Origin of the sequence: Streptomyces sp. NPDC059989 (assembly GCF_042736975.1) — a bacterium.
Classification (GTDB): Bacteria; Actinomycetota; Actinomycetes; order Streptomycetales; family Streptomycetaceae; genus Streptomyces.
Map to the genome: position 1 here is coordinate 1 of NZ_JBHWUO010000042.1, position 22741 is coordinate 22741.

21 protein-coding genes, 1 tRNA gene, 1 pseudogene and 1 riboswitch are annotated in these 22741 nt (G+C 74.2%); of the genes and pseudogenes, 11 read left to right on the forward strand and 12 right to left on the reverse strand.

Going from position 1 to position 22741, the window contains the following annotated elements:
• Nucleotides 1-109: 109 nt before the first annotated feature.
• Nucleotides 110-901 carry an IclR family transcriptional regulator gene (locus ACFWBN_RS29470; RefSeq protein WP_385181300.1) on the reverse strand — a complete coding sequence of 264 codons (792 nt, stop codon included), beginning with the start codon at nt 899-901 and terminating at the stop codon, nt 110-112.
• A 115-nt stretch (nt 902-1016) separates the two neighbouring features.
• Between ACFWBN_RS29470 and ACFWBN_RS29475 the strand changes: the two genes are divergently transcribed.
• The gene (locus ACFWBN_RS29475; RefSeq protein WP_385181302.1) at nt 1017-1667 is read left to right on the forward strand and encodes a bifunctional 4-hydroxy-2-oxoglutarate aldolase/2-dehydro-3-deoxy-phosphogluconate aldolase; all 651 of its coding nucleotides are present in this window, start codon (nt 1017-1019) and stop codon (nt 1665-1667) included.
• A complete protein-coding gene (locus ACFWBN_RS29480) occupies nt 1664-2635 on the forward strand; it encodes a PfkB family carbohydrate kinase (protein WP_385181305.1) in 972 nt (323 codons plus the stop codon). The genes ACFWBN_RS29475 and ACFWBN_RS29480 overlap by 4 nt, the downstream gene beginning before the upstream one ends.
• Here the strand turns inward: ACFWBN_RS29480 and ACFWBN_RS29485 are convergent.
• From ACFWBN_RS29485 to ACFWBN_RS29500, 4 genes are all read right to left on the reverse strand, one after another.
• A complete protein-coding gene (locus ACFWBN_RS29485; RefSeq protein ID WP_385181308.1) occupies nt 2622-3530 on the reverse strand; it encodes an aldo/keto reductase in 909 nt (302 codons plus the stop codon). The genes ACFWBN_RS29480 and ACFWBN_RS29485 overlap by 14 nt on opposite strands.
• Nucleotides 3527-4027 carry a serpin family protein gene (locus ACFWBN_RS29490; protein ID WP_385181311.1) on the reverse strand — a complete coding sequence of 167 codons (501 nt, stop codon included), beginning with the start codon at nt 4025-4027 and terminating at the stop codon, nt 3527-3529. Before ACFWBN_RS29490 ends, ACFWBN_RS29485 begins: the two co-directional genes overlap by 4 nt.
• 73 nt (nt 4028-4100) lie before the next feature.
• Nucleotides 4101-4499 carry a hypothetical protein gene (locus ACFWBN_RS29495; RefSeq protein ID WP_385181314.1) on the reverse strand — a complete coding sequence of 133 codons (399 nt, stop codon included), beginning with the start codon at nt 4497-4499 and terminating at the stop codon, nt 4101-4103.
• A 113-nt stretch (nt 4500-4612) separates the two neighbouring features.
• On the reverse strand, nt 4613-5944 hold the full coding sequence (locus tag ACFWBN_RS29500; protein ID WP_385181316.1) for a glycoside hydrolase family 18 protein: 1332 nt from the start codon (nt 5942-5944) through the stop codon (nt 4613-4615).
• A 211-nt stretch (nt 5945-6155) separates the two neighbouring features.
• Here ACFWBN_RS29500 and ACFWBN_RS29505 point away from each other — a divergent pair, with 211 nt between their 5' ends.
• Complete coding sequence (locus ACFWBN_RS29505; RefSeq protein WP_385181319.1) at nt 6156-7319, forward strand: hypothetical protein; 1164 nt, start codon at nt 6156-6158, stop codon at nt 7317-7319.
• A gap of 16 nt (nt 7320-7335) precedes the next feature.
• Here the strand turns inward: ACFWBN_RS29505 and ACFWBN_RS29510 are convergent, their stop codons facing one another.
• Nucleotides 7336-7818, reverse strand: a complete 483-nt coding sequence (locus tag ACFWBN_RS29510) for a DUF4352 domain-containing protein (RefSeq protein ID WP_385181322.1) — start codon at nt 7816-7818, stop codon at nt 7336-7338.
• Nucleotides 7819-8266: 448 nt separating this feature from the next.
• On the opposite strand from ACFWBN_RS29510, the gene ACFWBN_RS29515 reads away from it, so the two are divergent.
• From ACFWBN_RS29515 to ACFWBN_RS29535, 5 genes and pseudogenes are all read left to right on the forward strand, one after another.
• A tRNA-Trp gene (locus ACFWBN_RS29515) sits at nt 8267-8340 on the forward strand.
• Nucleotides 8341-8448: 108 nt separating this feature from the next.
• A riboswitch (cobalamin riboswitch) is annotated at nt 8449-8529 on the forward strand.
• 56 nt (nt 8530-8585) lie between these two features.
• Entirely contained in the window at nt 8586-9578 is a 993-nt protein-coding gene (locus tag ACFWBN_RS29520; RefSeq protein ID WP_385181325.1) for an ABC transporter substrate-binding protein, read from the forward strand.
• Nucleotides 9542-10604: pseudogene (locus ACFWBN_RS29525) on the forward strand (FecCD family ABC transporter permease). Before ACFWBN_RS29520 ends, ACFWBN_RS29525 begins: the two are co-directional and overlap by 37 nt.
• Nucleotides 10601-11437 carry an ABC transporter ATP-binding protein gene (locus ACFWBN_RS29530; protein ID WP_385181327.1) on the forward strand — a complete coding sequence of 279 codons (837 nt, stop codon included), beginning with the start codon at nt 10601-10603 and terminating at the stop codon, nt 11435-11437. The pseudogene ACFWBN_RS29525 and the gene ACFWBN_RS29530 overlap by 4 nt, the downstream one beginning before the upstream one ends.
• A gap of 131 nt (nt 11438-11568) precedes the next feature.
• Nucleotides 11569-12876, forward strand: coding sequence for a Kelch repeat-containing protein (locus tag ACFWBN_RS29535; RefSeq protein ID WP_385181330.1), 1308 nt, complete (start codon nt 11569-11571; stop codon nt 12874-12876).
• Between the two features lie 52 nt (nt 12877-12928).
• On the opposite strand, the gene ACFWBN_RS29540 is transcribed toward ACFWBN_RS29535, so the two are convergent.
• Nucleotides 12929-13327, reverse strand: a complete 399-nt coding sequence (locus ACFWBN_RS29540; RefSeq protein WP_385181333.1) for a VOC family protein — start codon at nt 13325-13327, stop codon at nt 12929-12931.
• A 141-nt stretch (nt 13328-13468) separates the two neighbouring features.
• Nucleotides 13469-15088 (reverse strand): N,N-dimethylformamidase beta subunit family domain-containing protein, encoded by a 1620-nt coding sequence (locus tag ACFWBN_RS29545; RefSeq protein WP_385181335.1) that lies wholly within the window; start codon nt 15086-15088, stop codon nt 13469-13471.
• A gap of 114 nt (nt 15089-15202) precedes the next feature.
• Here ACFWBN_RS29545 and ACFWBN_RS29550 point away from each other — a divergent pair, with 114 nt between their 5' ends.
• Complete coding sequence (locus tag ACFWBN_RS29550) at nt 15203-16096, forward strand: hypothetical protein (RefSeq protein WP_385181338.1); 894 nt, start codon at nt 15203-15205, stop codon at nt 16094-16096.
• 28 nt (nt 16097-16124) lie between these two features.
• Here the strand turns inward: ACFWBN_RS29550 and ACFWBN_RS29555 are convergent, their stop codons facing one another.
• From ACFWBN_RS29555 to ACFWBN_RS29565, 3 genes are read right to left on the reverse strand one after another with little or no spacing between them, the layout of a single operon-like run.
• Nucleotides 16125-16970, reverse strand: a complete 846-nt coding sequence (locus ACFWBN_RS29555; RefSeq protein WP_385181340.1) for a sugar phosphate isomerase/epimerase family protein — start codon at nt 16968-16970, stop codon at nt 16125-16127.
• The gene (locus ACFWBN_RS29560) at nt 16967-18124 is read right to left on the reverse strand and encodes a dihydrodipicolinate synthase family protein (RefSeq protein WP_385181345.1); all 1158 of its coding nucleotides are present in this window, start codon (nt 18122-18124) and stop codon (nt 16967-16969) included. The genes ACFWBN_RS29555 and ACFWBN_RS29560 overlap by 4 nt, the downstream gene beginning before the upstream one ends.
• Nucleotides 18121-19245 (reverse strand): Gfo/Idh/MocA family protein, encoded by a 1125-nt coding sequence (locus ACFWBN_RS29565; protein WP_385181453.1) that lies wholly within the window; start codon nt 19243-19245, stop codon nt 18121-18123. The genes ACFWBN_RS29560 and ACFWBN_RS29565 overlap by 4 nt, the downstream gene beginning before the upstream one ends.
• A gap of 230 nt (nt 19246-19475) precedes the next feature.
• Between ACFWBN_RS29565 and ACFWBN_RS29570 the strand changes: the two genes are divergently transcribed.
• Nucleotides 19476-20552 (forward strand): LacI family DNA-binding transcriptional regulator, encoded by a 1077-nt coding sequence (locus ACFWBN_RS29570; protein WP_385181348.1) that lies wholly within the window; start codon nt 19476-19478, stop codon nt 20550-20552.
• On the forward strand, nt 20549-21358 hold the full coding sequence (locus ACFWBN_RS29575; protein WP_385181350.1) for a sugar phosphate isomerase/epimerase family protein: 810 nt from the start codon (nt 20549-20551) through the stop codon (nt 21356-21358). Before ACFWBN_RS29570 ends, ACFWBN_RS29575 begins: the two co-directional genes overlap by 4 nt.
• A 147-nt stretch (nt 21359-21505) precedes the next feature.
• On the opposite strand, the gene ACFWBN_RS29580 is transcribed toward ACFWBN_RS29575, so the two are convergent.
• Nucleotides 21506-22630, reverse strand: a complete 1125-nt coding sequence (locus ACFWBN_RS29580; protein ID WP_385181353.1) for a substrate-binding domain-containing protein — start codon at nt 22628-22630, stop codon at nt 21506-21508.
• Nucleotides 22631-22741 lie beyond the last annotated feature (111 nt).

Genomic DNA, 22741 nt, shown 5'->3' on the forward strand with positions numbered 1-22741 from the left:
CCGCCCCCACCCCCGGCCGCGCGGTTTTTGGGGGGGGGGGGGGGGGGCCGCCCCCCCGCGGCGGCCGGCAGGCCGCTTGGCCCTGCGCCGGCCCGCCCCAGGGCTCCGCTCACAGCAGCGCGGCAAGGGCCTCCGCAGCCACCCGCAGGGCCGGCGCGTACGACTCGATCTCCTCCCGGGACACCAGGAAGGTGACGGTGGTGACGCTGACCCCGCCGATCGGGCGCCCGTCCGCGCCGACGATCGCGGCACCGATGCAGCGGATCGTCGGCTCGTTCTCCTCGTCGTCCAGGGCGAAGCCCCGCCCGCGGATCTCCACCAGCTGAGCGCGCAGCGCCGCCGCGGTCGTCAGCGTCCGCGCCGTCCGCGGCGGCAGCCCGGCGGCGGCGATCAGCTCCCGCACCTCCTCGTCCGGCAGCCGCGCCAGGATGCTCTTGCCGATCGCCGTCGAGTGCAACGGCATCCGCATGCCGACCCGGGACGCCGTCCGGAAGGGCTGCTCGCTCTCCAGCTTCCGGATGTAGGTGATGGTCTCCCCGCTGCGCAGGGCGAGATGGACCGTCTGCCCCGTCGACTCCCGCAGCTCCCCGAGCACGCGCTCGACGCTCGCCGGCTCCCCGCCGCTGACCAGGGCCGACAGCCCGCGCAGCCGCGGTCCCACCCCGTACCGGCTCTCGCCCTCCTGGCGTACGAAGCCCTGCTCGACCAGCGAGGCGAGGATCCGGAAGGTGCTGGACTTGGGCACGGCGGCCGCCGCCGTCACATCGGCGAGCCGGTGCGGCCCGCCCGGCGCGGCCACCGCCTCCAGGATGCGCAGGGACTTCTCCAGCGCGGATCCGGCGGCGGAGGTCCGTCCGCCACGCGCCGCGCCGCCCGTCCCCGCGTCCGTTCCCTCGCCCATTCCCCCGCCCGTTCCGTCCGTTGACACGAGAGCCCCCGGCCTGTGTAGGGTCTAGACCAACTGGTTCCACTACACGCTACTGCGTTCCACTACGTGGAACAAACGGGAGGTCCCCTTGCCCTGCCACCCGTACGCGGTGATAGCCGCCCAGCGCCTGCTGCCGGTGCTGCGCGAAGCCGACGCCGACCGGGCCGTCCGCCGGACCACCGCCCTGCTCGCCGCCGGCTGCCGCGCGGTCGAGCTGACCACCTCCACTCCGGGCTGGGCGGACGCCCTCGCCCGTACCGTCCCGCTCACCGACCCGCACGGCCGCCCCGCCCTCATCGGCGTCGGCACGGTGACCACCACCGCCCAGGCCGAGACGGCCCTGGACGCGGGCGCCGGCTTCCTGATCTCCCCGTACCCGGCCCCGGAGGTCCGCGAAGTCGCCGAGCGCCGTGGAGCCGTCTTCATCGAGGGCGGGTTCACCCCCGGCGAGATCGCGGCCGCGGTCCGCTCGGCGGGGTCCGCCAAGGTGTTTCCCGCCCACGTCGCCGGCCCCGGGTTCATCCGCTCGCTCAAGGCCGTCCTGCCCGAGGCCCTCATCATCCCGACCGGCGGCATCCGGCCCGGCGAGGTCCCCGACTGGCTCGCCGCCGGGGCGGCCGCCGTCGGCATCGGCAGCGGGCTGCCGGCCGACCCCGCCGAACTGGCCGCCGTATTCGCCGAGCTGGCCCTGCCGTGCTGCGCCCGGTGCACCGGTTCCACCGGGCGGGACCCGCGGTGAGCGGAGGGTACGACGTCCTCGTCCTCGGCGAGGTGCTCGTCGAGATCCACGCCGGCGCCGCCCTGCGCGAAGCGGCCGACGGCACACCGGCCCGCATCTCCTACTCCGGGGACGCCCTGAACGCGGCGGCGGCCGCCGCGGCCGCCGGAGCCCGGACCGCCCTGCTCGCCGTCGTCGGTGACGACGACCTCAGCGTCCCGCTCCTGCGGCGCGCCGCCGAACTGGGTGTCGACGTCTCCCACGTACGCCGCGCCCCGCGCCCCAACGGCGCCTACCTGCTCTCCGCCGACGCCGACGGAGACCGGGAGTTCGTCTACTGGCGCACCCGCAGCGCCGGCTCCACCCTCTCGCCCCGGCACGTCGAGTCCTGGCGCGAGCTGCTGGCCGGCTCCGCCGCGCTCATCACCAGCGGTATCACCGGCGCCCTGTCGCCGAGCAGCCGCGAGGCCGTGGCGGCCGCAGCCCGGCTCGCCCACGGGGCCGGCGGGCACCTCTCGTACGACCCCAACTTCCGCCCCGGACTGACCGGCCGCGCCGAGGCCAGGGAACTGCTGGCCGAGCTCGCACCCCTGACCGGGCTGCTCAAGACCTCCTGCCCCGCCGACGCCCTGGCCCTGGTGGACACCGACGACCCGACCACCGCCGCCGCCCGCTGCCGCGCGCTCGGCGCCCGTACGGTCGCGGTCACCGCCGGCGCCGGCCGGCTGCTGCTCGACGACGGGACGCGGGCGGCGTACCACCCCGTGCCCGCCAACCCCGCCCCCGTCGACGCGACCGGGGCGGGCGACTGCTTCACCGGAACGGCCACCGCCCGGCTCGCCCTGGGCGACAGCCTGGCGGACGCCGTGGCCTACGGGACGGCGGCCGCCTCCCTCTCGGTCTCCGGCCGCGGCGGCACCGGCCGCGTCCCCTCCTTCGCGGAGACGGCGGCCCTGGCCGCCGCGCACCGCCGGGCTACAGGGAGTTGAGCAGCGCGATCTCCTCGGCGGTCAGGCGCAGGGCCCCCGCGGCGATGTTCTCGACGAGGTGGTCCGGGTTCCCCGTACCGGGGATCGCCAGGACGTGCGGACCGCGGTTCAGCGTCCACGCGAGGCGCAGCTGGGCCACGGACACCCCGTGGGCCCGGGCGAGGGCGTTCACGCGCTCGCCGTCGTCTCCGGCCGCCCCCGACTCCTTGCCCGCGCCGGCGATGGCGAAGAAGGGGACGAAGGCGACGCCCTGCTCCCGGCACGCGTCCACGAAGGCGTGCTCCTCGGCCGGCGAGCCGATCCCGTACGGGTTCTGCACGCACACCACCGGCGCGATGGCCTGCGCCTCGGCGAGCTGCCGGGCGCCGACGTTGGAGATGCCGAGGTGCCGGATGAGCCCGGCCGTGCGGAGCTCGGCGAGCGCCCCGAAGTGCTCGGCGAGCGAGGTGTCGGCCGCCGAGGAGGGGAGGCGCAAGTTGACGACGTCCAGGTGGTCGCGGCCCAGCTGGCGCAGATTCTCCTCGACCTGCCCGCGCAACTGCCCGGGCTCGGCCCAGTAGAAGGCACCGGACGCATCGCGGCCCGGCCCCACCTTGGTGGTGATCACGAGGTCGTCGGCGTACGGGCCGAGCGCGCTGTTGATCAGCTCGTTGGCGGAGCGCAGCGGGGAGAAGTAGAAGGAGGCGGTGTCGATGTGGTTCACACCGAGCTCGACGGCCCGGCGCAGCACGCCGATCGCCCGGCCGCGATCGCTCGCGGCGGCGTCGGCGGCGAACGCCGCCCCGCTGCTCTGCGGCAGGCGCATCGCGCCGAAACCCATCCGGTTGACGGTGAGGTCGCCGAGTTCCCAGGTGCCGGCCGCGGCCGCGGTGGTGGTGATCGTGTCTGAGGTCATTCCCGGACCGTACCGGGCTCGGTGACCCAGCCCGCGGCGAGGACCAGCCGGGAGGTGCGGTGGACGGCCAGGAAGCCGAAGGGGCGGTGGAAGTACACCGCGGCCTGCCGGGTCCGGTACCTCGGCCTCGCCGGTGCGCACCCGGCCGCCGCCACCGCGAAGTCGGTGACGGCCGCGGCTTCGAAGCCCTCGGCGTGGAAGCGGGCGACCGCCGACTGGCCGGCCGAACCGATGGCCAGCGGCTCGGAACTGATCCCGGGGAAGTGCCCGTAGTCCGTGTCCGAGGCGGTTTCGAGCCCGAACAGCGAGGCGTGGTCGAGGAGCTCGTGCTGTGCGCGCACCTCGAAGGAGACCGTTTCGATGTCCAGCCGAGGCTCCGGAGACAAGGACGTCACCGTATCGACGAACAGCCCCGGTCCGGGGTTCCCCTCGGGCAGCAGGCTCGCACCGGTGGCCGGGAGGGCCCGGGTGACCGCGTCGATTCCGGTGGCGATCACCTCACCGGCGGGCGCGTCGGCTTCGCCCAGTACGTTCGGGTGTCGTCATCGAGGACAATCGGCATGCTTTCGATCAGGCCGCCCGTCCGGTCCGACGCCCACGCGTCCAGGGCCTTGCGGTCTCCTGGTCGCCCGTCAGCGCCCCCCGGGTGCCCGCCGGGAGCTTCGCCGACCAGGCCTCCTCCAGCGGGAGGTCGCCCTTGGCCCAGAGCCCGGTCGCCGCCTGAAGACCTCGTACGCCGGCCGCCGCGGCCAGCAGCTCCCGTCCGGCTCCGGCCGCGGCCCCGACGGGTATGCCCAGCGCCTCCGCCAGTTCGGCGCGGGCCGGGCCGCCCGAGCCGTCCGCGAGCAGGGCGAGCAGCGGCCAGATCCCGGCCGCGGTGAACACCGTGCCCGTGTCCCCGGCCGGGGGCTGCGCGGCGGCCCAGCGCTTCGTGAGCCGGTTGACCGCCCGTACCGTCGAGTTCCTCATGCGCGGGAGACTATGTGGTGGGACGCCGCCGGGCCGGATGGTTTTCCGCGGCCCGGCGGCGCCGGTCGGAGGGGCGGGCCCGAGGGCTGTCAGGGCCCGCCCGGGGCGGCCGGTCAGCGTCCGCGCAGGCCCCGGTCGACGGCCGTCATCAGCTCGCCGTCGGCGGTGTCCGCGTCCAGCGACCAGAACATCGCGCCGCCCAGCCCGTGGTCGCGGATGTAGCCGGTCTTGGCGCGCAGCACCTGCGGGTCGTCGTACGTCCACAGGGTGGTGCCGTCGAACAGCCAGGCGTGCCCGCCCCGGCGGTCGCGGTGGATCCGGTAGGTCCCGGAGTCGGCCAGCTTCTTCAGCGCCTTGTAGTCCTCGTACCCGGCGGACCAGGTCGCGGGCGCCGGGCCCGTGGCGGGCTGCCCCATGCCGTCCCCGCCGCCGCTGACGCCCGTCCAGCCCTGCCCGTAGAACGGCATGCCCATCACCAGTTTGTGCGCGGGCGCGCCGCGCCGCTTCCAGGCGTCCACCGTGCCGTCCACGCTGAAGTCGCCCCGGGCGTAGAGCGCCGACTGCTGGGCGGTGCCGGCCTCGCCCGACACGTGGAAGTCGTAGCCCTGGAGCGTCACGAAGTCGAGGTCGCGCATGATCCGGCGGACGTCGAAGCCCGCGTCGATCTTGGCGGGGGCGGTCGGGACGAAGGCCGTCAGCTCGTAGTCAGCCTTCCGCTTCTGGGTGCGCGCGTACGCGTCGAGCTGGGTGCGGAACTCCTTGACGAGCTCGGCGAAGTTGCGCTTGTCCTCCGGCCGGAACTTCGTGTCGGCGTCACCGGCCGAACCGGGCCACTCCCAGTCGAGGTCGATCCCGTCGAACAGGCCCGCGGCCGCGCCCGCGCCGCCGCGGGTGCCGTCCTGCGGCAGATTGCCCTTGATGTAGAGGTCGATGCAGGACTCGACGAGGGCCTTGCGGGAGGCGGGGGTGAGGGCCGCGTCCGAGAAGTGCGTGGACCAGCTCCAACCGCCCAGCGAGATCAGCACCTTGAGGCCGGGGTGCTTGGCCTTGAGCTCGCGCAGCTGGTTGAAGTTGCCGGCGAGCGGCTGCTCCCAGGTGTCGGCGACCCCGTCGACGGAGTTCTCGGCGTCCAGCGGCCGGACGTAGTCGGCCCAGGCGTCGGCCTCGCCCGGCACGTTGCCGGTGAAGCACCTGCCTTCCGGGCTGATGTTGCCGAAGGCGTAGTTGATGTGGGTGAGCTTGCCGGCGGAGCCGTTCGCCTCCAGGTCCTGGACCTGAAAGTCCCGTCCGTAGACGCCCCATTGGGTGAAGTAGCCGACCTTCTTGTACGAGCGGTCGTGGCCGCCCGCCGCGTCGCCGTGCGCGCCGGCGGCGGGCGCGAAGGCGGTCAGCAGGGAGAGGGAACAGGCGGCGACGGCCAGCCGGCCGAGCATGCTGCGGCGCATGGGCTTCCTTTGCGGATGCGGGAGCGGGGCGTGAGCGCGTGCGCGGTGCATGCCGGAAACTATTGGTCTGGACCAGAGCGGTCAAGGGGGCGGCCGAAAGTGGACCGACCGGGTCACCGGAGGGGCGGCCGAGACCGGCATGTGATCATCAGCCCGTGGTCGCCATGACCACGGGATTCACCGGATGATCCGTCACAGCGGGGGACAGCACATGACATACCGGCGGGCAGCGATACCGGCACTGGCCGGAGGACTGCTGCTCACAGCGCTCCTGTGGTGGGCAGGGGCGAGTGCGCAGGCACTGCAATTGCCGGGCAGCACCGGCGTGATCGGCGGCCGGGCCGCCGCCGAGCTCGAACACTGGCTGATTCCCTGGTCGTACGACCCTCCGGCCGCGCTCCCGCTCGGCGCCGAGGTGTCCGGCGGGACCGGGGACACGGCCGGGACCGGCGGCGCCCGCTACCTCGCGCTGTACGCGACCGGCATGCAGATCCGGTTCGCCGCCGTCTTCGCCTTCTTCGTGCCCGTGGCGCTGCTCCTGATCCGCAGGCTGCCGCCGGTGCACGGCCGGATGCCGGCCACGCTGCTCGTGGTGTGGGCCTGGGGCCTGGTGGCCGGAACCCTGGCCGTGACCGTCTCCGCGCCGTGGCTGATCGCCGCGGACGGGCACGGCAGCTACCGCTTCCTGCCCCAGCTGGCGAGCGTGATCTCCTCCGGGCGGCAAGTCCTGGTGGTCACCGCGCTGGTCTCGGCGGCGGTGACCGTGGGCGTGGCGCGCATCACGGCCAAGGGCGCCGGCCGGATCCCGCAGAACATCGTCCCCGCGCGTGCCGCCCGACTGGCCGCCACGGTGGGGACCGCGGCGGTCGCCCTGTCCCTGGTGGTCCTCTCGTACCAGCCGGTCGCCGCCGCGCTCCAGACGGTCTCCCCGGACGGCGGGCTGTTCGCCGAACCGGGCGATCTCCTGCGCCAGTGGCTGCTGCTCGGCGTCTGGGTCAGCCCGGCGGGCCTGCCGCTCGGGGACTGGCTCCTGCACCAGGCCGCCGACGTGCTGCTGCTCGTCGTGGTGTGGTGGGCGCTGCGACGGCTGCCCGCGCTCCTCACCCGCACGACCGTCCCGGCGATGGCGGCGGGCGCGGTCTGCGCGACCGTCCTCGGGCTGCTCGCGAGCCAGCTGCTCCGGGTGGCGACGGACGGGACGGGCTCGCTCTACGGGCCGCTGCAGCCGTTCGCCGGTATCGGTGGCGGAGTCCCGGCCGCCCTGACCTTCGGGCTGGTGGCGGGGGTCGCGGCCGCCGCCACGCTGCGGCTGGCCGTGGGCCGCGCGGAGACGGCCGACGCCGCGGCCGCGGAGCGGAGCGCCGCCCGGCCCTAGGCCGACGCTGCCGCCCTCAGGGGAGACTCCACTGGCCGACGTCGTCGGCGAGTCCGCCGTTCAGGGCGAACTGGACCGCTGCCGGTACGGAGTCCTCGGGGAGCCGGAAGGTGACGTGGCCGTCGGCGGCGCCGCCGGGGCTGAGCGTGACGGTGTCGGGGAAGGAGTCCCCGGCCGTGGTGGCGGTGTTGAGGCCGGTGAACCGCTGCCCGGAGGTGTCCAACAGGTGCGCGGCAGGGGCGGGGGAGTCCTTGTACACGGCGGTGCCGGTGTTCTCCAGGCGCAACTGCACGGCGACCAGCCGGGTCGAGGCGTCGGGCGCCGGGCCCTCGGGGCCGGCCGGATCGGCCGGGTCGACCACGCGCACCAGGGTCACGTCGAGCCGCTGGCCGGGCTCGGTACCGGAGAGGGATACGGTCTCCCCGGACCCGCCGGGGGCCGCGCCCAGCAGCGCGGGAACGAGCAGCGCTGCGACCGCCGCAAGGCATGTCCGGCGCACACGGTACCGACGCGGCTCCCGCCCCAGGACTGCCCGGGGGAGCCACGGGTCGCACCCCTCGGCCCCCTCCACCGCCGTGTGCACCCGGCAGGGCCGACAGCGCACGCCGGGACCTCCTGATCCGCGGATCACCCTGCCCACGATCCTCCGCGCCCCCGACTCCCGCCACCCGCGGCGGCCCGGCCCGCCACGGCCTCGCAGGCGGGGGCGGCACCGACTGTCCCGGGCGCCATCCACCACACGGCCGCTGCTGTCTCACGCAGCGGACACCGCCCGGATCGGCCAGGGCGGCCACACCCCGCTGGACACGGCGCTGACCAGCGGCAACAGCGCGCTCAACGACGGGCTTCGGGCTCGCGCCGCTCACACCCGCTCAGAATTTCCACCCACTTGAACCACGAAATCGGTGGATCTTCAGGCCGCGCCATGCCATGGTTGGTCCCACCGAAGGGGTGTAGCTCAGCTGGTCAGAGCGCTGGTCTCCAAAACCAGATGTCGTAGGTTCGAATCCTGCCACCCCTGCAAGCAGTTCACGGCGCTCCGGGCCCGTCCCCCGCACAGGGGGACGGGCCCGGCGTCGTTCCCGCGGTCGTCTGGCAGACTGGACCGGGCCAGCCCAGGCGGTGCAGGACAGGAAACCGGTGCGATTCCGGTGCGGTCCCGCCACTGTGATCGGCCGTCTCCGCGTGGGAGGCCGGGAGTCAGACACTGACGCACCGCCTCTTCACGTCGACCAGGGGACGCGGATCCCCCGGAGAGGCTCCACCATGTCGCGTTCCCGCGCCCTTCTGCGCGCCCTCGTGCCCGTCGCACTCCTGATACCCCTGGCCGCGTGCGGCGGTTCGCCGGGGACGGGGGACCGGGCGGATGCGGAGGCGTCCGCCGGGCCGGGGTTCCCGTACACGGTCACCAACTGCGGCGTGAGCAGTACCTACCAGGCCCCGCCGCGGCGCGCCGTCACCATGAACCAGCACGCCACCGAGCTCCTGCTGGCCCTCGGGCTGCAGGACAGGATGGTCGGCACCGCCTACCTCGACGACGCCGTGCTGCCCGCCTACCGGCCGGCCTACGACGGGATCAAGGTGCTGGCCAAGGAGTACCCCTCCAAGGAGATCCTCCTCGGCGCCGACCCGGACTTCGTGTACGGCGGCTACGCCAGCGCCTTCGACAAGGCCCAGGGCCGCGACCGCGAGGGGCTCGCCAAGACCGGCATCAACTCCCGGCTCAGCGTGGAGTACTGCACCGAGGGCCGGGTCGGCCTCGACCAGCTCAAGACCGAGATCACCGAGGTCGCGCGGACCTTCGGCGTTCCCGAGCGCGGTGCGAGGCTCATCGAGGACGAGCAGCGCCGCATCGACGCCGTCACCGCCCGGGTCCAGGACAAGGCCCGGCCGTCCGTCTTCGTCTACGACTCCGGCGAGACCTCCGCCTTCACCTCCGGAGGCGACGGCATCGGCAACGAGATCGTCTCCCTGGCCGGCGGGACGAACGCCTTCGCCGACCTCAGGGACACCTTCGGCGACGTGTCGTGGGAGAAGGTCATCGAGCGCAAGCCCGAGGTCGTCCTCATCTACGACTACGGCGGCACCACCGTCGAAGCCAAGAAGCAGCGCCTGTTGAACGACCCGGCCCTCGCCGAGGTTCCCGCCGTCAAGAACCGGCGCTTCGTCGTGCTGCCGCTCTCCTCGGCCGTGCTCGGCGTACGCGTCGCCGACGCCGTCGAATCCCTCGGCCGTCAGCTCCACCCCGACGCCGCGTGAGGCTCCGCACCCCCGCCGTCCTCGTCCTGCTCGCCGCCGCGCTCTTCGCCTCCGCCGTCGCCGGCCTGGCCCTGGGGCCCGTACGGATCGCTCCCGGCCAGGTGCTCGACATCGTGCTCGGCGCCCTGGCGGGGGACCGGCCGACCGGAGCCTTCGCCTCCATCGTGTGGGACGTGCGGATGCCGCGCGTCCTCCTCGGAGCCGTCGTCGGCGCCGGACTCGCCGTCTCGGGCACCGTGCTCCAGGCCCTCGTGCGCAACCAGCTCGCGGATCCCTTTCTGCTCGGGGCCTCCTCGGGGGCCTCGGCGGGAGCCGTCCTCGTGATCGTCATGGGCACGGGAGCGGGCCTGGCCGCGGTCACCGTGCCGCTCGCCGCGTTCGCCGGGTCGATGGGCGCACTCGTCGCCGTCTACGCCATGGCCCGGCGCGGCGGGACCATGACCACCGGCCGGCTGATCCTCGCCGGGGTCGCCGTCCAGTACATCCTGTCCGCCTTCACCAGCCTGGTGCTCGTGCTCGCCGCGCGCCCCGACCCAGATCCGCACCGTGCTGTTCTGGACCCTGGGCGGGCTCGGCGGTGCCCGCTGGGACGAACTGGCCCTGCCCGCCGTCGCGCTGCTCGTCGGGACCGCGCTGCTCATCGCCCTCGCCCGGCCGCTCGACCTGCTCCTCGCCGGTGAGGAGGGCGCCCACACCCTGGGCCTGGACACCGGGCGGTTCCGCGCCGCCGTCTTCGTCCTCACCTCCCTGGTCATCGGCGTGCTCGTCGCCTACAGCGGGGCGATCGGCTTCGTCGGCCTGATGGTTCCGCACGCCGCCCGGATGTTCGTCGGCGCCGGCCACCGGGCACTGCTGCCCGTGGCCGCGCTGGGCGGGGCGGTGTTCCTGGTCCTGGCCGACCTGGTCGCCCGTACGGCCGCCGCGCCCGAGGAGATCCCCGTCGGCGTGGTCACCGCGCTGATCGGCGGGCCGTTCTTCCTGTGGATGCTGCGCCGCTCCGGGCGCGCCGAGGGGGTGGCGGGATGACGGCGCGTCCGGTGGAACTCGCGGTCGAGAGCGTGCGTTATGAGGTCGACGGGCACACCCTGCTCCACGGCGTCGACCTCACCGCCCGCCCCGGTGAGAGCGTCGGCGTGGTCGGCCCCAACGGCAGCGGCAAGACCACCCTGTTGCGCTGCGTCTACGGCACCCTGCTGCCGACCGGCGGCCGGGTGCTGCTCGACGGCGCCGACGCGGCCGCGCTCGGCGTCAAGGACAGGGCCCGCCGGGTGGCGGTGGTCCCGCAGGACGCGAGCGGCGCCTTCGGGCTGACGGTGCGCGAGGTCGTCGCCATGGGGCGCAGCCCGCACAAGCGATTCTGGGAGCAGGACGGCCCGGACGATGTACGGCGCGTGGCCGAGGCCCTGGAGACCGTCGGCGCGGCCGCCTTCGCCACGCGCCGCTTCGACGACCTGTCGGGCGGCGAACGCCAACGCGCCCTGGTCGCCCGCGCCCTCGTCCAGGACCCCGGCCTGCTGGCCCTCGACGAACCGACCAACCACCTGGACATCCGCTACCAGCTGGAGGTCCTGGCCCTGGTCCGCGCCCTGCCCGCGACCGGCCTGCTCGTCCTGCACGACCTCAACCTGGCCGCCGCCTTCTGCGACCGGCTGTACGTGATGTCCGGCGGCCGCGTGGCCGCCACCGGTACACCGGAGGAGGTCCTCACGGAGGAGCTGCTGGCCGAGGTGTACGGCGTGCGTACCCGCATCGGGATCCACCCGGACACGGGTACACCGAACATCGTCTACCTGCCGGTGGTGGCCGGGCGCGGGGGAGCCGTAGCCTCGCCGGCGCAGTCGCCTCCCCTACACGGGTGACCTGGCGCGGCGCGTCAGCGGTGTGAGTACGACACGTGAGTAATCGTCACATAGTCATACATAACGTCACGATGCTCATGTTCCGCCTCGGCACCTCGCGTAGCCGAGCCATGCCAGGAGAGAGATCCCCCATGAGGCGCACGCCGCGAACCGACCACGAGAAGCCACCGCCCGGCCGGTCCCGGTGGCGCGGGGGCCGGCGCCGCCTGGCCGTCGCGGCCCTCGCCCCGCTGCTGGCCCTGGCGGCCACGTCCGCGACCGCACAGGGCGTGTGGGCGATCCTCCCGCCCCTGCCGACACCCCGCATCGCCCTCGCGGGCACGGCCGCGCACTGTCCGGACGGCCTGCACGGCACCTGCGTGTACGTCATCGGGGGCTTCCCCAGCCCCGAGCGGTTCGAGGCGTACAGCCCGCACACGAACACATGGTCCGTGCTGCCGCCGCTGCAGACTCCCCGCTCGTCGGTCGCTTCGGCGACGGCCCCTTGCCCCGGCGGGGTGAAGGGCGACTGCGTGTACGCCATCGGAGGCGAGGTCGACGCCGCGGGCGTTGCCGTCAACGAGGCGTTCAGCACGGAGATCGGCACCTGGCTGGCCCTGCCGTCGATGCCGACCGCCCGCTTGGGCGCGAAGGCGGCGACAGCGCCGTGCGCCGAGGGGCTGGGACTGCGGGGGGCGTGCGTGTACGTCTTCGGTGGTGGGGCGGGAGGGCCCGTCAACACGGTGGAGGCCTACAGCCCGGCCACCAACACCTGGGCCACAGTGGCCCCTCTCCCGGCTCCCCGTGGCGGTCACGGCGGCGCGGCCGCGCCCTGCCCGGGGCACTTGGGGCTGAAGGGTACGTGCGTGTACGCCATCGCCGGCAACGATGGCACCCTCAACCCCGACGGCAACGCCCACATCGCCAGGGCGGAGGTGTACAGCCCAGTCCTCAACGGATGGACGCGCCTGCCCGACATCCCGACCGGCCGCATCGACTCGCCCGGGGCGGTGACGGCGCCCTGCCCCGATGGCCTGAGCGACGGCTGCGTGTACGTCCTGGGCGGTATCGGCGGCGGGACCCTGTCCACCGTCGAGGCCTACAGCCCGGTCGCCAACGCCTGGATCAGGATGCCCTCCATGCCGACGCCCCACCGGGAGCTCGCGGCGGCCCACGCGCCGTGCCCCAAGAGCGCGAAGCGCGACTGCGTGTACGCGGTGAGCGGGTTCTTCCAGAACGGCGGGGGCTTCGACGGGGCGGCCCAGGCCTTCGCGGTCGAACACGCCCAGTCCAAGCACAAACCGGAGCCGAAGCCGAAACCAGAGCCGAAGCCGAAGCCGGAGCCCGCGCCCCGGCCCACTCCTTCGGCCGATCACGTGGAGGAGCCCGCGCTCGAGCCGCTGCCCGATCCCCTCGACGAGTACGCGCCCGCGGTATCGGACAAGACCGCACGGCCCTGAGCGACACGCGACACCCCGCTCGGGCCGGCCCAGGCCGGCCCGAGCGGGAGGCTCAGGCGGCGCCGTCCTCCTGGTACCCGTACGGGCGGGTGATGATCTCCATCCCGTGCCCGGACGGGTCGGGGAAGTAGACCCCGCGGCCGCCGTCGTTGTGGTTGATCTCGCCGGGGTGCCGCTGGTGCGGATCGGCCCAGTACGTGATCCCCGCCGCCCGGATCTTCTCGAACGCCGCGTCGAACTCCGCCTCGGAGATGAGGAAGGCGTAGTGCTGCACGGTGATGGACCCGGCCGGGGCGGTCGCGAAGTCCAGGGTGACCCCGTTGCTCAGTTCCACGGGAATGAACGGGCCCCATTCGGCCCCGACCTCGAGGTCGAGGATGTGTGCCAGGAATGCGGCGGACTCCCGGTTGTCACGGGAGAGGACGATCGTGTGGTTCAGTTCGACTGACATGAGCGAATGCCTCCGAAAGGCATGTCACGGACACCTCCATGCCTCACCCAGCCGGTGACCGACACGCGATGCCGTGATCACGATCCTAAACACGCCTTCCGGGTGAAGTCCACCGTTTTCCGGCCGACCGCGACCCGCGCCTCACGACCCCCCGTACATCGCCTTGACGTTGTCCTGTGCCGGGTGGGTGCGCCCGGCCGGGCCCGCCGCGAACACCCGCAGCAGGTTCTCCGTCACACGGGTGGTCAGCGCCCCGGACCGCGCGTCCAGGCCGTGGTTCCTGCCGCTGCGGCCGTCGCCCGTCGCGTCCAGGGCCTCCACCCACCGCATCGTGCCGGTCGCGAAGACCCCCGCCCCGCTCGGCACCGTGTAGTACGCCGTGTCCTGGTGGCTGGGGCGGCCCTCGCACACCACGGGGGAGTGGGCCAGTATCTCGATCGGCCGGGGCGTCGCGAATCCCGTGTCGACCTTGTCGTACTCCACGCCCACCAGGTGCTCGAAGCGGTCGCCCGCCTTCGCGCCGGTGCCCTCGAACAGCCAGTGGCCGGGGTGGGTCACCACGTACGGGGCGTCCACCGGATAGCCGTCGTAGATCACGCCGAGCAGTGAGCTCTCCGGGTCCGCGCCGGGCGCCGAGCGGAAGTCCACGGTCGCCGGATGGCCCCGCTTGAAGCCCGGATCCTGGTCGTAGGAGGACTTGTAGCAGACCACCGTACGGTCCGGTCCCAGGTCGGAGGCCTCCAGCCGGATCCGGCGGAAGCAGCAGTTCGCGCCGAGTATCGCGATGTTGGTGCCCGCGTCGCGTGCGGCCGTGAAGTGCGCCCGCTGTTCCGGCGACCAGTACTCGTCGTGTCCGAGCGAGAGCACCGCCGCGGCCCCCTCCAGGAGCCGCTTCTCGCGCGCCACGTCGGTGGTCGTCGCGTACGCCAGGGGTATGCCGAGCCGCTCGGCGAGCGCGATCAGCGGAGCCTCGTACACGAGGAACAGCCCGGCGCCGTCGTCGTACTCGTACGGCCGGTCGAAGGTCACCGCGAGCGAGCGCGAGGCGTAGCCGCCGTTCGGGCCGTCGTAACTTCCGTAGCCGCCCCACCGGTTGTAGGCCTGCCAGGTCGCCACCGCGTTGACCACGACCGTACGTCCGGCCGTCGACGCCGACCGCACGGTGACCGGTACGAACCGCTGGCCCTCGCCGCCCTGTGCGTCCAGCCGCAGCAGGTAGCAGCCCTCGGGCCAGTCCTTGGTCTCGACCGTGGTCGTACGGGACCACCGCGTGCGGACCATACGGGTACCGGGGTCCACCGTGTGCTCGGGCTGCCGCGCCCCGGGCAGGGCCTCGGAACGCCACACCAGGCGGGCCCGGGCTCCGCCGTACCAGCCCATCCGGTAGGCGGAGACGGTGAACCGGGGCGCCGTGGTGGACACGTGCAGCCCGAAGGACTCGCCGGGCAGGACGCTGACCCGGTCCGCGAAGCCCTCGATCGCGCGGGCGGGCCCGGCCTTGACCACCGGCCAGTCGGCGTTCCCCTGCCGGGCGTTCTCGGCCTTGACGTCGAAACCGCCCGGCCCCGCGCCCGACGGCTTCCCACTCGGAGCCGGGGAGCCGCCGGCCCGTTCCCCGCCCTGCCCGTCGGCGCCGCCGTCCCCGTTCGCGCAGCCGGCCACGGTCCCGAGCCCGGCCGCCGTGGCCGCACCCGTCGCGATCGCGAGGAACCGCCGCCTGCCTGCGCCTTCGCCGTCCCCGGCTATGTGCTCCTGATCCATGCAGGGCACGTTATGTCACTGTTCGAACCCCACTTCCACCGACCTGTCCGACACTCCTTGACCTAAGCTCACCCCTGCCGCTCCGGAGACCAACCGACCCTGGGGGAAACCGATATGACGTACAGCGCCGTGCACGGCCTGGGTACGGTCCGGCAGCTGTGGCAGCTGCTCGAACCCGTCCACGCCCTCGTCTACTTCGCCCCCGAGTCCTACGACGAGGCCGCGGCCCTCGGCTACCCGACCGACGAGCGGTGGCCCCTCTACTTCGCCTACCGGGCAGCTCCCCTCGGCCCCGCCGAAGCGGAGCTCGTGAGCTCCCTCTTCTACAGCTTCAGCCCGAGCATGGTGCAGCGGTACGTCGACCGGTCCTGGCACACCGCCCCGCCCGCCCGGGTCCTCGCGGCCCGTGCGGCCGGCGCCGACCGCGCCCTGCGCACCCTGCTCGGCGACCGCACGGACTCCCCGGACCTGGCCGAGGCGGCCGCGCTGGCCCGCCGCGCCGCCGAGGCCGCCGCCATCGCCGGGCGCCCGCTGGCCGCCGCCAACGCGGCCCTGCCCTGGCCCGAGGCACCGCACGCCGTGCTCTGGCACGCCGCCACGATCCTGCGCGAGCACCGCGGCGACGGCCACATCGCCGCCCTCCAGGCCCACCACCTCGACCCGGTCGAGTCCCTGGTCCTGCAGGCCGGCACCGGCGCGGCCCCGGTCGAGGCGTTCGAGAGCCGCCAGTGGCCGGCGGACGCGTGGACGGCCGCCCGCAACCGGCTCGCCGCCCGGGGCCTGCTGGCCGAGGACGGCACGGCCACCGCCGCAGGACTGGCCCTGCGCACCGCCGTCGAGAGGCTCACCGACGAACTCGCCGCCGCCCCCTGGTCCGCGCTGTCCGCGCAGGAGGTGGCCCGGCTCGCCGAACTCCTCCTCCCGCCGGTCCTCGACATCGTCGGCGCCGGACTCCTCCCGGCCCAGGGCACCCTGGGCATCGGCATGAAGTACGACTACGACGCCTGACCTCGGGGCGCCACCCGCCGGCGCGTCCTCACCCGACGTGCTCGCGGTACCGGTCGATCACCTCCCTCAGCACCTCCGCGCCGTCCCGGGCCCACAGACCGGGATGGAAGATCTCCACCTCCACCGGGCCCCGGTAGCCGGCCGCGTCGGCCAGCTGCCGGAAGCCCCGCAGGTCTATGGAGCCGCCGCCCAGCTGCCCGCGCCCCAGCAGTACGCCTTCGGGGAGGGGAGTCACCCAGTCGGCGACCTGGACGGACACGATGCGCCCGCCTTCGCCGGCGCGGCGCAGGTCCGCGGGCAGCCGCTCGTCCCACCACAGGTGGTACGAGTCGGCCACCACTCCCACCTGCTCCGCCGGGAACTGCTCGGCGAGGTCCAGGGCCTGGCCGAGGGTGGACACCACACAGCGGTCCGAGGCGTACATCGGATGCAGCGCTTCGATGCCCAGCCGAACCCCGTGCGCGGCGGCCCACGGAGCCAGCTCGCCCAGGATCCCGGCGATCCGCGACCGGGCCCCCACCAGGTCCCGGTCGCCCCCGGGCAGCCCGCCCGAGACCAGCACCAGCGTGTCGGCGCCCAGCTCGGCCGCCTCCTCCACGGCCCGGCGGTTGTCGTCCATCGCGGCCGCCCGGCCGACCGGGTCCGCGGCGGTGAAGAACCCGCCCCGGCAGAGCGAGCTGACGCGCAGCCCCGCCCCGGCGACGAGCTTCGCCGCCGCCCGCACCCCGAAGGCGCGCACCGGATCCCGCCAGAGCCCCACGGCGCCGACCCCCGCCGCCGTACACCCGGCGACCAACTCGGGCAGTGACCACTGGCGGATGGTCTCCTGGTTCAGGCTGAGCCGCGGCGCAACCGGGGCCGGGGCCGGGCTCATGACGCCACCCCGTGCAGAGCGAGCAGCCCGCGCATCCGCTCCTCGGCACGCTCCGGATCAGGGAACAGCCCCAGCCCGTCGGCCAGTTCGTACGCGGTCGCCAGATGCGGCAGCGGCCGCGCCGACTCCAGGCCGCCGACCATCGTGAACCGCTCCTGATACCCGGCCAGCCAGGCCAGCAGGACCACCCCGGTCTTGTAGAAGCGGGTCGGAGGGGCGAAGAGGTGTCTCGCCAGGGGGACCGTCGGGTCGAGCAGCTCGCGGAAGCCCGCGAGGTCGCCCCGGTCGAGGGCGAGCGCCGCCCGGGCCGCGATCGGGGCGATCGGGTCGAAGATGCCGAGCAGCGCGTCGCTGGCCCGGTCCCCGTCCCCGGCGATCAGCTCCGGGTAGTGGTAGTCGTCGCCCGTGTAGCAGCGCACGCCCGCCGGGAGCCGCCTGCGGATGTCCGCCTCCCGCTCCGCGTCCAGCAGCGAGACCTTGATCCCGTCCACCTTCTCCGGGCAGTCGGCGATGATCTTCAGGAAGACGTCCGTGGCCTCGTCCAGGTCGTGGTGACCCCAGTAGCCGGCCAGCGCCGCGTCGAACATCGGCCCCAGCCAGTGCAGTACGACCGGCCGCGCGCTCTGCCGGAGCAGTCCGCCGTACACGTCCAGGTACTCCTCGGGGCCGTCGGCCACGGCGGCCAGCGCCCGCGAGGCCATCAGGACGGCCCCCGACCCGCAGGCCTCGATGTGCGCGAGCTGTTCCTCATAGGCGGCGGTGATCGCGGCAAGGGAGTGCGGAGCCCCGTGGGCGGAGAGCTGGTCGGTGCCCGCCCCGCAGACGATCCGGCCGCCCACCGCCCGGGCCTCGGCCGCCGAGCGCCGGATCAGCTCCGCCGCGGTCGGCCAGTCCAGGCCCATCCCGCGCTGTGCGGTGTCCATGGCCTCGGCCACCCCGAGGCCCTGTGCCCACAACCGGTGGCGGAAGGCCAGCGCCGCGTCCCAGTCGACCGCGGGCCCCGCCGCCAAGGGGGCCGCCCGGCCGGCGACCACATGGGCCGCCGCGTAGAAGGTACGGCTCCGGGCAGGGCCGCAGGTGAGCGGCGGGAACGGAGCGGTGTTCGGCCGGTACAGGCGGGATCCGCCGTCCGCCGAGGGAAGCCGGATGCTCACAGGACCACCTCCGGCACCGGCAGCCGTCGGCCCTCGGCCGAGGAGCGCAGCCCGAGATCGGCGAGCTGGACCCCGCGCGCCCCGGCCAGCAGGTCCCACGTCCAAGGCTCGTCGAGCACGACATGCCGCAGGAAGAGCTCCCACTGCGCCTTGAAGCCGTTGTCCGCAGGGTCGTTGTCGGGCACCTCCTGCCACTGCGAGCGGAAGGCCTCGGTCTGCGCCAGATCCGGATTCCACACCGGCTTCGGCGTCGCCCCGCGGTGCTGGACGCGGCAGCCGCGCAGTCCGGCGACGGCCGACCCGCGCGTACCGTCCACCTGGAACTCCACCAGCTCGTCGCGATGGACCCGCACCGCCCAGGAGGAGTTGATCTGCGCGACCGCGCCGCCCTCCAGCTCGAAGATGCCGTACGCGGCGTCTTCGGCCGTCGCCTCGTACGGCTTGCCCGCCTCGTCCCACCGGCGGCCGATGTGTGTGCGCGTCAGGGCCTGCACCGTGCGGACCCGGCCGAACAGCTCGTGGAGCAGGTACTCCCAGTGCGGGAACATGTCGGCGACGATGCCTCCGCCGTCCTGCGCGCGGTAGTTCCACGAGGGCCGCTGGGCGGGCTGCCAGTCGCCCTCGAAGACCCAGTACCCGAACTCGCCGCGCACGGACAGGATCTCGCCGAAGAAGCCGCCGTCGATCAGCCGCTTCAGCTTCATCAGCCCCGGCAGGAACAGCTTGTCCTGGACCACGCCGTTCTTGACCCCTGCCGCCGCGGCCAGCCGCGCCAGCTCCAGCGAGGACTCGAAGGTCAGCGCCGTCGGTTTCTCGCAGTAGACGTGCTTGCCCGCCGCTATGGCCCGCCGGACCGCTGCCCCGCGGGCGCTGGTGACCTGGGCGTCGAAGTACACCTCGACCTCGGGATCGGCCAGAACCGCCTCCAGGTCGGTGCTCATGTGCTCCAGCCCGTGCCGCTCCGCGATGGCCCGCAGGGCCGGCTCCCGACGCCCCACGAGCACCGGCTCCGGCCACAGCACCGTGCCGTCGCCCAGGTCCAGCCCGCCCTGCTCGCGCAGCGCGAGCACGGACCGGACCAGATGCTGGCGGTACCCCATGCGCCCCGTCACGCCGTTCATGGCGATCTTGATCGTCCTGCGCTCCACGGTGTCCCCCTCCTTCGTTTCGCCGGCCGCCTTCTCGACCGCCGTCGATAGAAAGCGCTTTCACTCCGTTCAGGCTAGGGTCGAAGACATCGCCGTCGCAAGACTCGAACGAGTGATAGAAAGCGCTTTCTCAATCGGGCACTATGGAGATCCACACACCGGATGAGACGATGACCCGGTCCAGGAGGAGAGAGGGGTGCACCATGGCGGTGACTCTTGCCGAGGTCGCGGCGCACGCGGGCGTGTCGCCCGCCACGGTCTCGCGCGTGCTCAACGGCGGCTACCCGGTGGCCGGCGGCACCCGGACCCGGGTGGAGCAGGCCGTCGAGGAGCTCGGCTACATCGCCAACGGCCCTGCCCGCGCGCTCGCGGCCGCCACCTCCGACCTCGTCGGCGTCCTCGTCCACGACGTCGCGGACAGCTTCTTCGGGATCCTCGCCGGCTCGCTGCAGAGCGCCCTCGCCCCCACCGGCCAGGGCGACGCCCGCCGCCTCGCCGTCGTCTGCAACACCGAAGGGCGGCCCGCGGCCGAACTGGCCTACCTCACTCTGCTGGAGGGCCAGCGGGCCGGGGGAGTCGTCCTCACCGGCGGCGCGGTCGAAGATGCGGAGCACACCACGACGCTGGCCGGCCGCGTCGCGCGGATAGCCGCCACCGGCGCCCCCGTGGTCCTCTGCGGGCGGCCTCCCCTGACGCTGCCCGCCGGACTGCCCGTCGCCACCGTGATGTTCGACGACCACGGCGGTGCCTTCCGCCTCGCCGAGCACCTGTTGGCACTCGGCCACCGGCGCATCGCCTACGTCGCAGGCCCGCCCGGGCTGAGCACCACCCGCGAACGCCTCGCCGGACACCGGGCCGCCCTGCTGCGACACGACCCCGGCCTCCCCGAAGCCTGCGCCGGCCTCACCGTGCACGCCGGCTTCGAGCGCTCCGCGGGCTACGACGCCACCCGCGAACTGCTGCGCCGCGGAGCACCCTTCACCGCGGTCGCCGCGGCCAACGACATCGTCGCCACCGGGGTCGCAGCCGCCCTGCGCGAGGCGGGGATACGGATCCCCGAGGACGTCTCCGTGGCCGGCTTCGACGACCTGCCGTTCTGCGCGGACACCGCCCCGGCCCTGACCACCGTCCGGGTACCGCTGCGCGAGGCGGGTGCACTCGCCGCCCAACTCGTCACCGGCCGCCGGCCGCTGCCCCCGGGCGGGATCACCACCCTGCCCACCGAGCTGATGGTGCGCGCCTCCACGGCCCCGCCCCCGGCCGGGGGGAGGGCAGGGTGAGGTACGCCTTCTCGACGCTCGGGCTGCCCGGCACGCCGCTCGACCGCAGCGCCGCCCTGGCGGCCGCCCACGGGTTCGACGGCCTCGAACTGCGCGCCCACCCCGAGGAGCCCCTGCACCCCGCCAGCCCGACCGCCGAGCGGGCCGCCGGCCTGCGCGCCCTCACCGCCGCCGGGGTCACCGTCCTGGGCGTCGCGGGCTATGCGCGGGTGGCCGCCGCCGGAGCGGACGAACCCGTCCTGGCCGAACTGCGGGCCCTGGTCCGGCTCGCCGCCGATCTGGAAGCGCCCTACGTGCGCGTCTTCCCGGGCGGCGGCGACCTGCCCGAGGCGGCCGCCGACGCCCACGCCGTACGCAGGCTGCGGGCCGCCGCCCCGTTCGCCGAGCGGCACGGTGTGCGGATCCTGCTGGAGACCCATGACTCCCACCGCACGGGGGCGGCGGCCGTCCGGGTCCTGGACCGGGTCGCGCATCCCGGCGCCGGGGCGCTGTGGGACGTACTGCACACCTGGCTGGGCGGCGAGTCGCCGGCCGAGTCCTGGCGGGCCCTGGCCGCGCACCTGGGCTACGTACAGGTGAAGGACGTGGCATCGGCGCGCGAGCTCACCCCGCTCGGGCTCGGCGCCGGAGTGCTGCCCCTGGCCGAGGTGGTGGCCGCCGTACCGCGGGACGGCTGGCTCTGCTGGGAGTACGAGAAGCGCTGGTACCCCGATGCGGCCGAACTCCCCGGCCGGCTCGCGCGGGGCAGGGAACACCTGGAGCGGCTGGCGGCCAGGGCGTCGAGCGGCCCGGGCCCAGCTCGGTAGGCCCGGGGGAGGCCGTTGCCGAAGGCGGGCCGACGGCCGGCCGGCGGCGGGAGGCCACCGCACAGGCGTCCGGCCGCCGTCGAGAACGAACGCACAACCCGATCGAAGTGATCAGGTCAACGCTTCGGCCCCCTCTCATGCCCCCTCTCAGGAGCGGATGGTCAGGCGCGGGAGCAGTTCCAGATGCTGGCGGGGACTCTCCTCGGGATCCACGCCGGACAGCCGGTCCAGGAGCAGGCCGGCCGCCCGGGCGCCGACCTCGTGCTTGGCCGGCGCCACCGCCGACAGCGGCACGTCGGCCATCCCGGCCACCTCGTCGTCGTACGTGATCACGGCCAGGTCCTCGGGCACCCGCACCCCCCGCGCCTGGAGCCGGGGGATCAGCATGATCGCGTCGGTGTCGCTGTGGATCAGGGCCGCGGTCACCCCGCCCGTCACCGCGTCGCACAGGTACTCCAACATCCGCGAGAACAGGTCCGCATCGGAGACCGGGCCCGGCCCGGCCGGCGGCCACGGCGGCGCGGGCTCCAGGCCGAGCGCGGCCACGGCGGCCTCGTACCCGGACCGCAGCCGCGTCGCGGTCGGGGTGGACCGGCTGGCGAGCGCGATCCGCTTGTGCCCCAACTCGGCCAGGTGCTGCACCGCGCCGGCCGCGCCGTGCGCGTGGTCGGAGGCCACCCGGTCGAGCGCCGCCGCCGGATGCCCCGGCGGCGCCCACCGCTCCACCAGCACCGTCGGAACCGGGAGTTCCGCCGCCCAGGCACCCTCCCCGGGCCCCGGCGCCCCCGTCTCCCAGTTCGGGGTCAGCAGCAGCCCGTGCGCCCCGGTGGAGACCAGTCGGTCCGCCTGGGTCCGGTCCTCGCCGGGCAGGTACCGTGTCAGACCCACGGTCAGCCGCGCACCGCGCGCCTCCACCGCCGCGCGGGCCCCCCGGACGACCTCGGCGTAGTAGTACTCGGTCGTGGGCACCACCATCCCGATCACCAGCCCCTCGCCGGCGCCGCTGCCCGCCGAACCGCCCGATCCGCCCGGACCGGCTGCGCGCGCCACGCCGCCCGCGCCGCCGTGGGCCGAGGCCGCCCCCGCCTGCACCCGGCTGATCACCCCGTGCATCCGCTGGATCTCTCCCCGCGCGGCCATCGCCTCGATGTCCCGCCGCAGGGTGACGGGTGAGATGCCGAGCTCCTGGGCCAGGTCCGCCACGCGCACACTGCCCCGCTCCCGGACGAGTGCGAGTACCTGTGCCTGACGCTGGTTCACGTGTGGTCTCAAAGCGTCCCCTGTGGTCCGGTGATGTACGCAGTGCCAGCCATCATAGGGAATCGAACCGATCGATTCGATCGAATCCGTTCAACCGGTCATTGACGGCATGGTCGGCGCGTC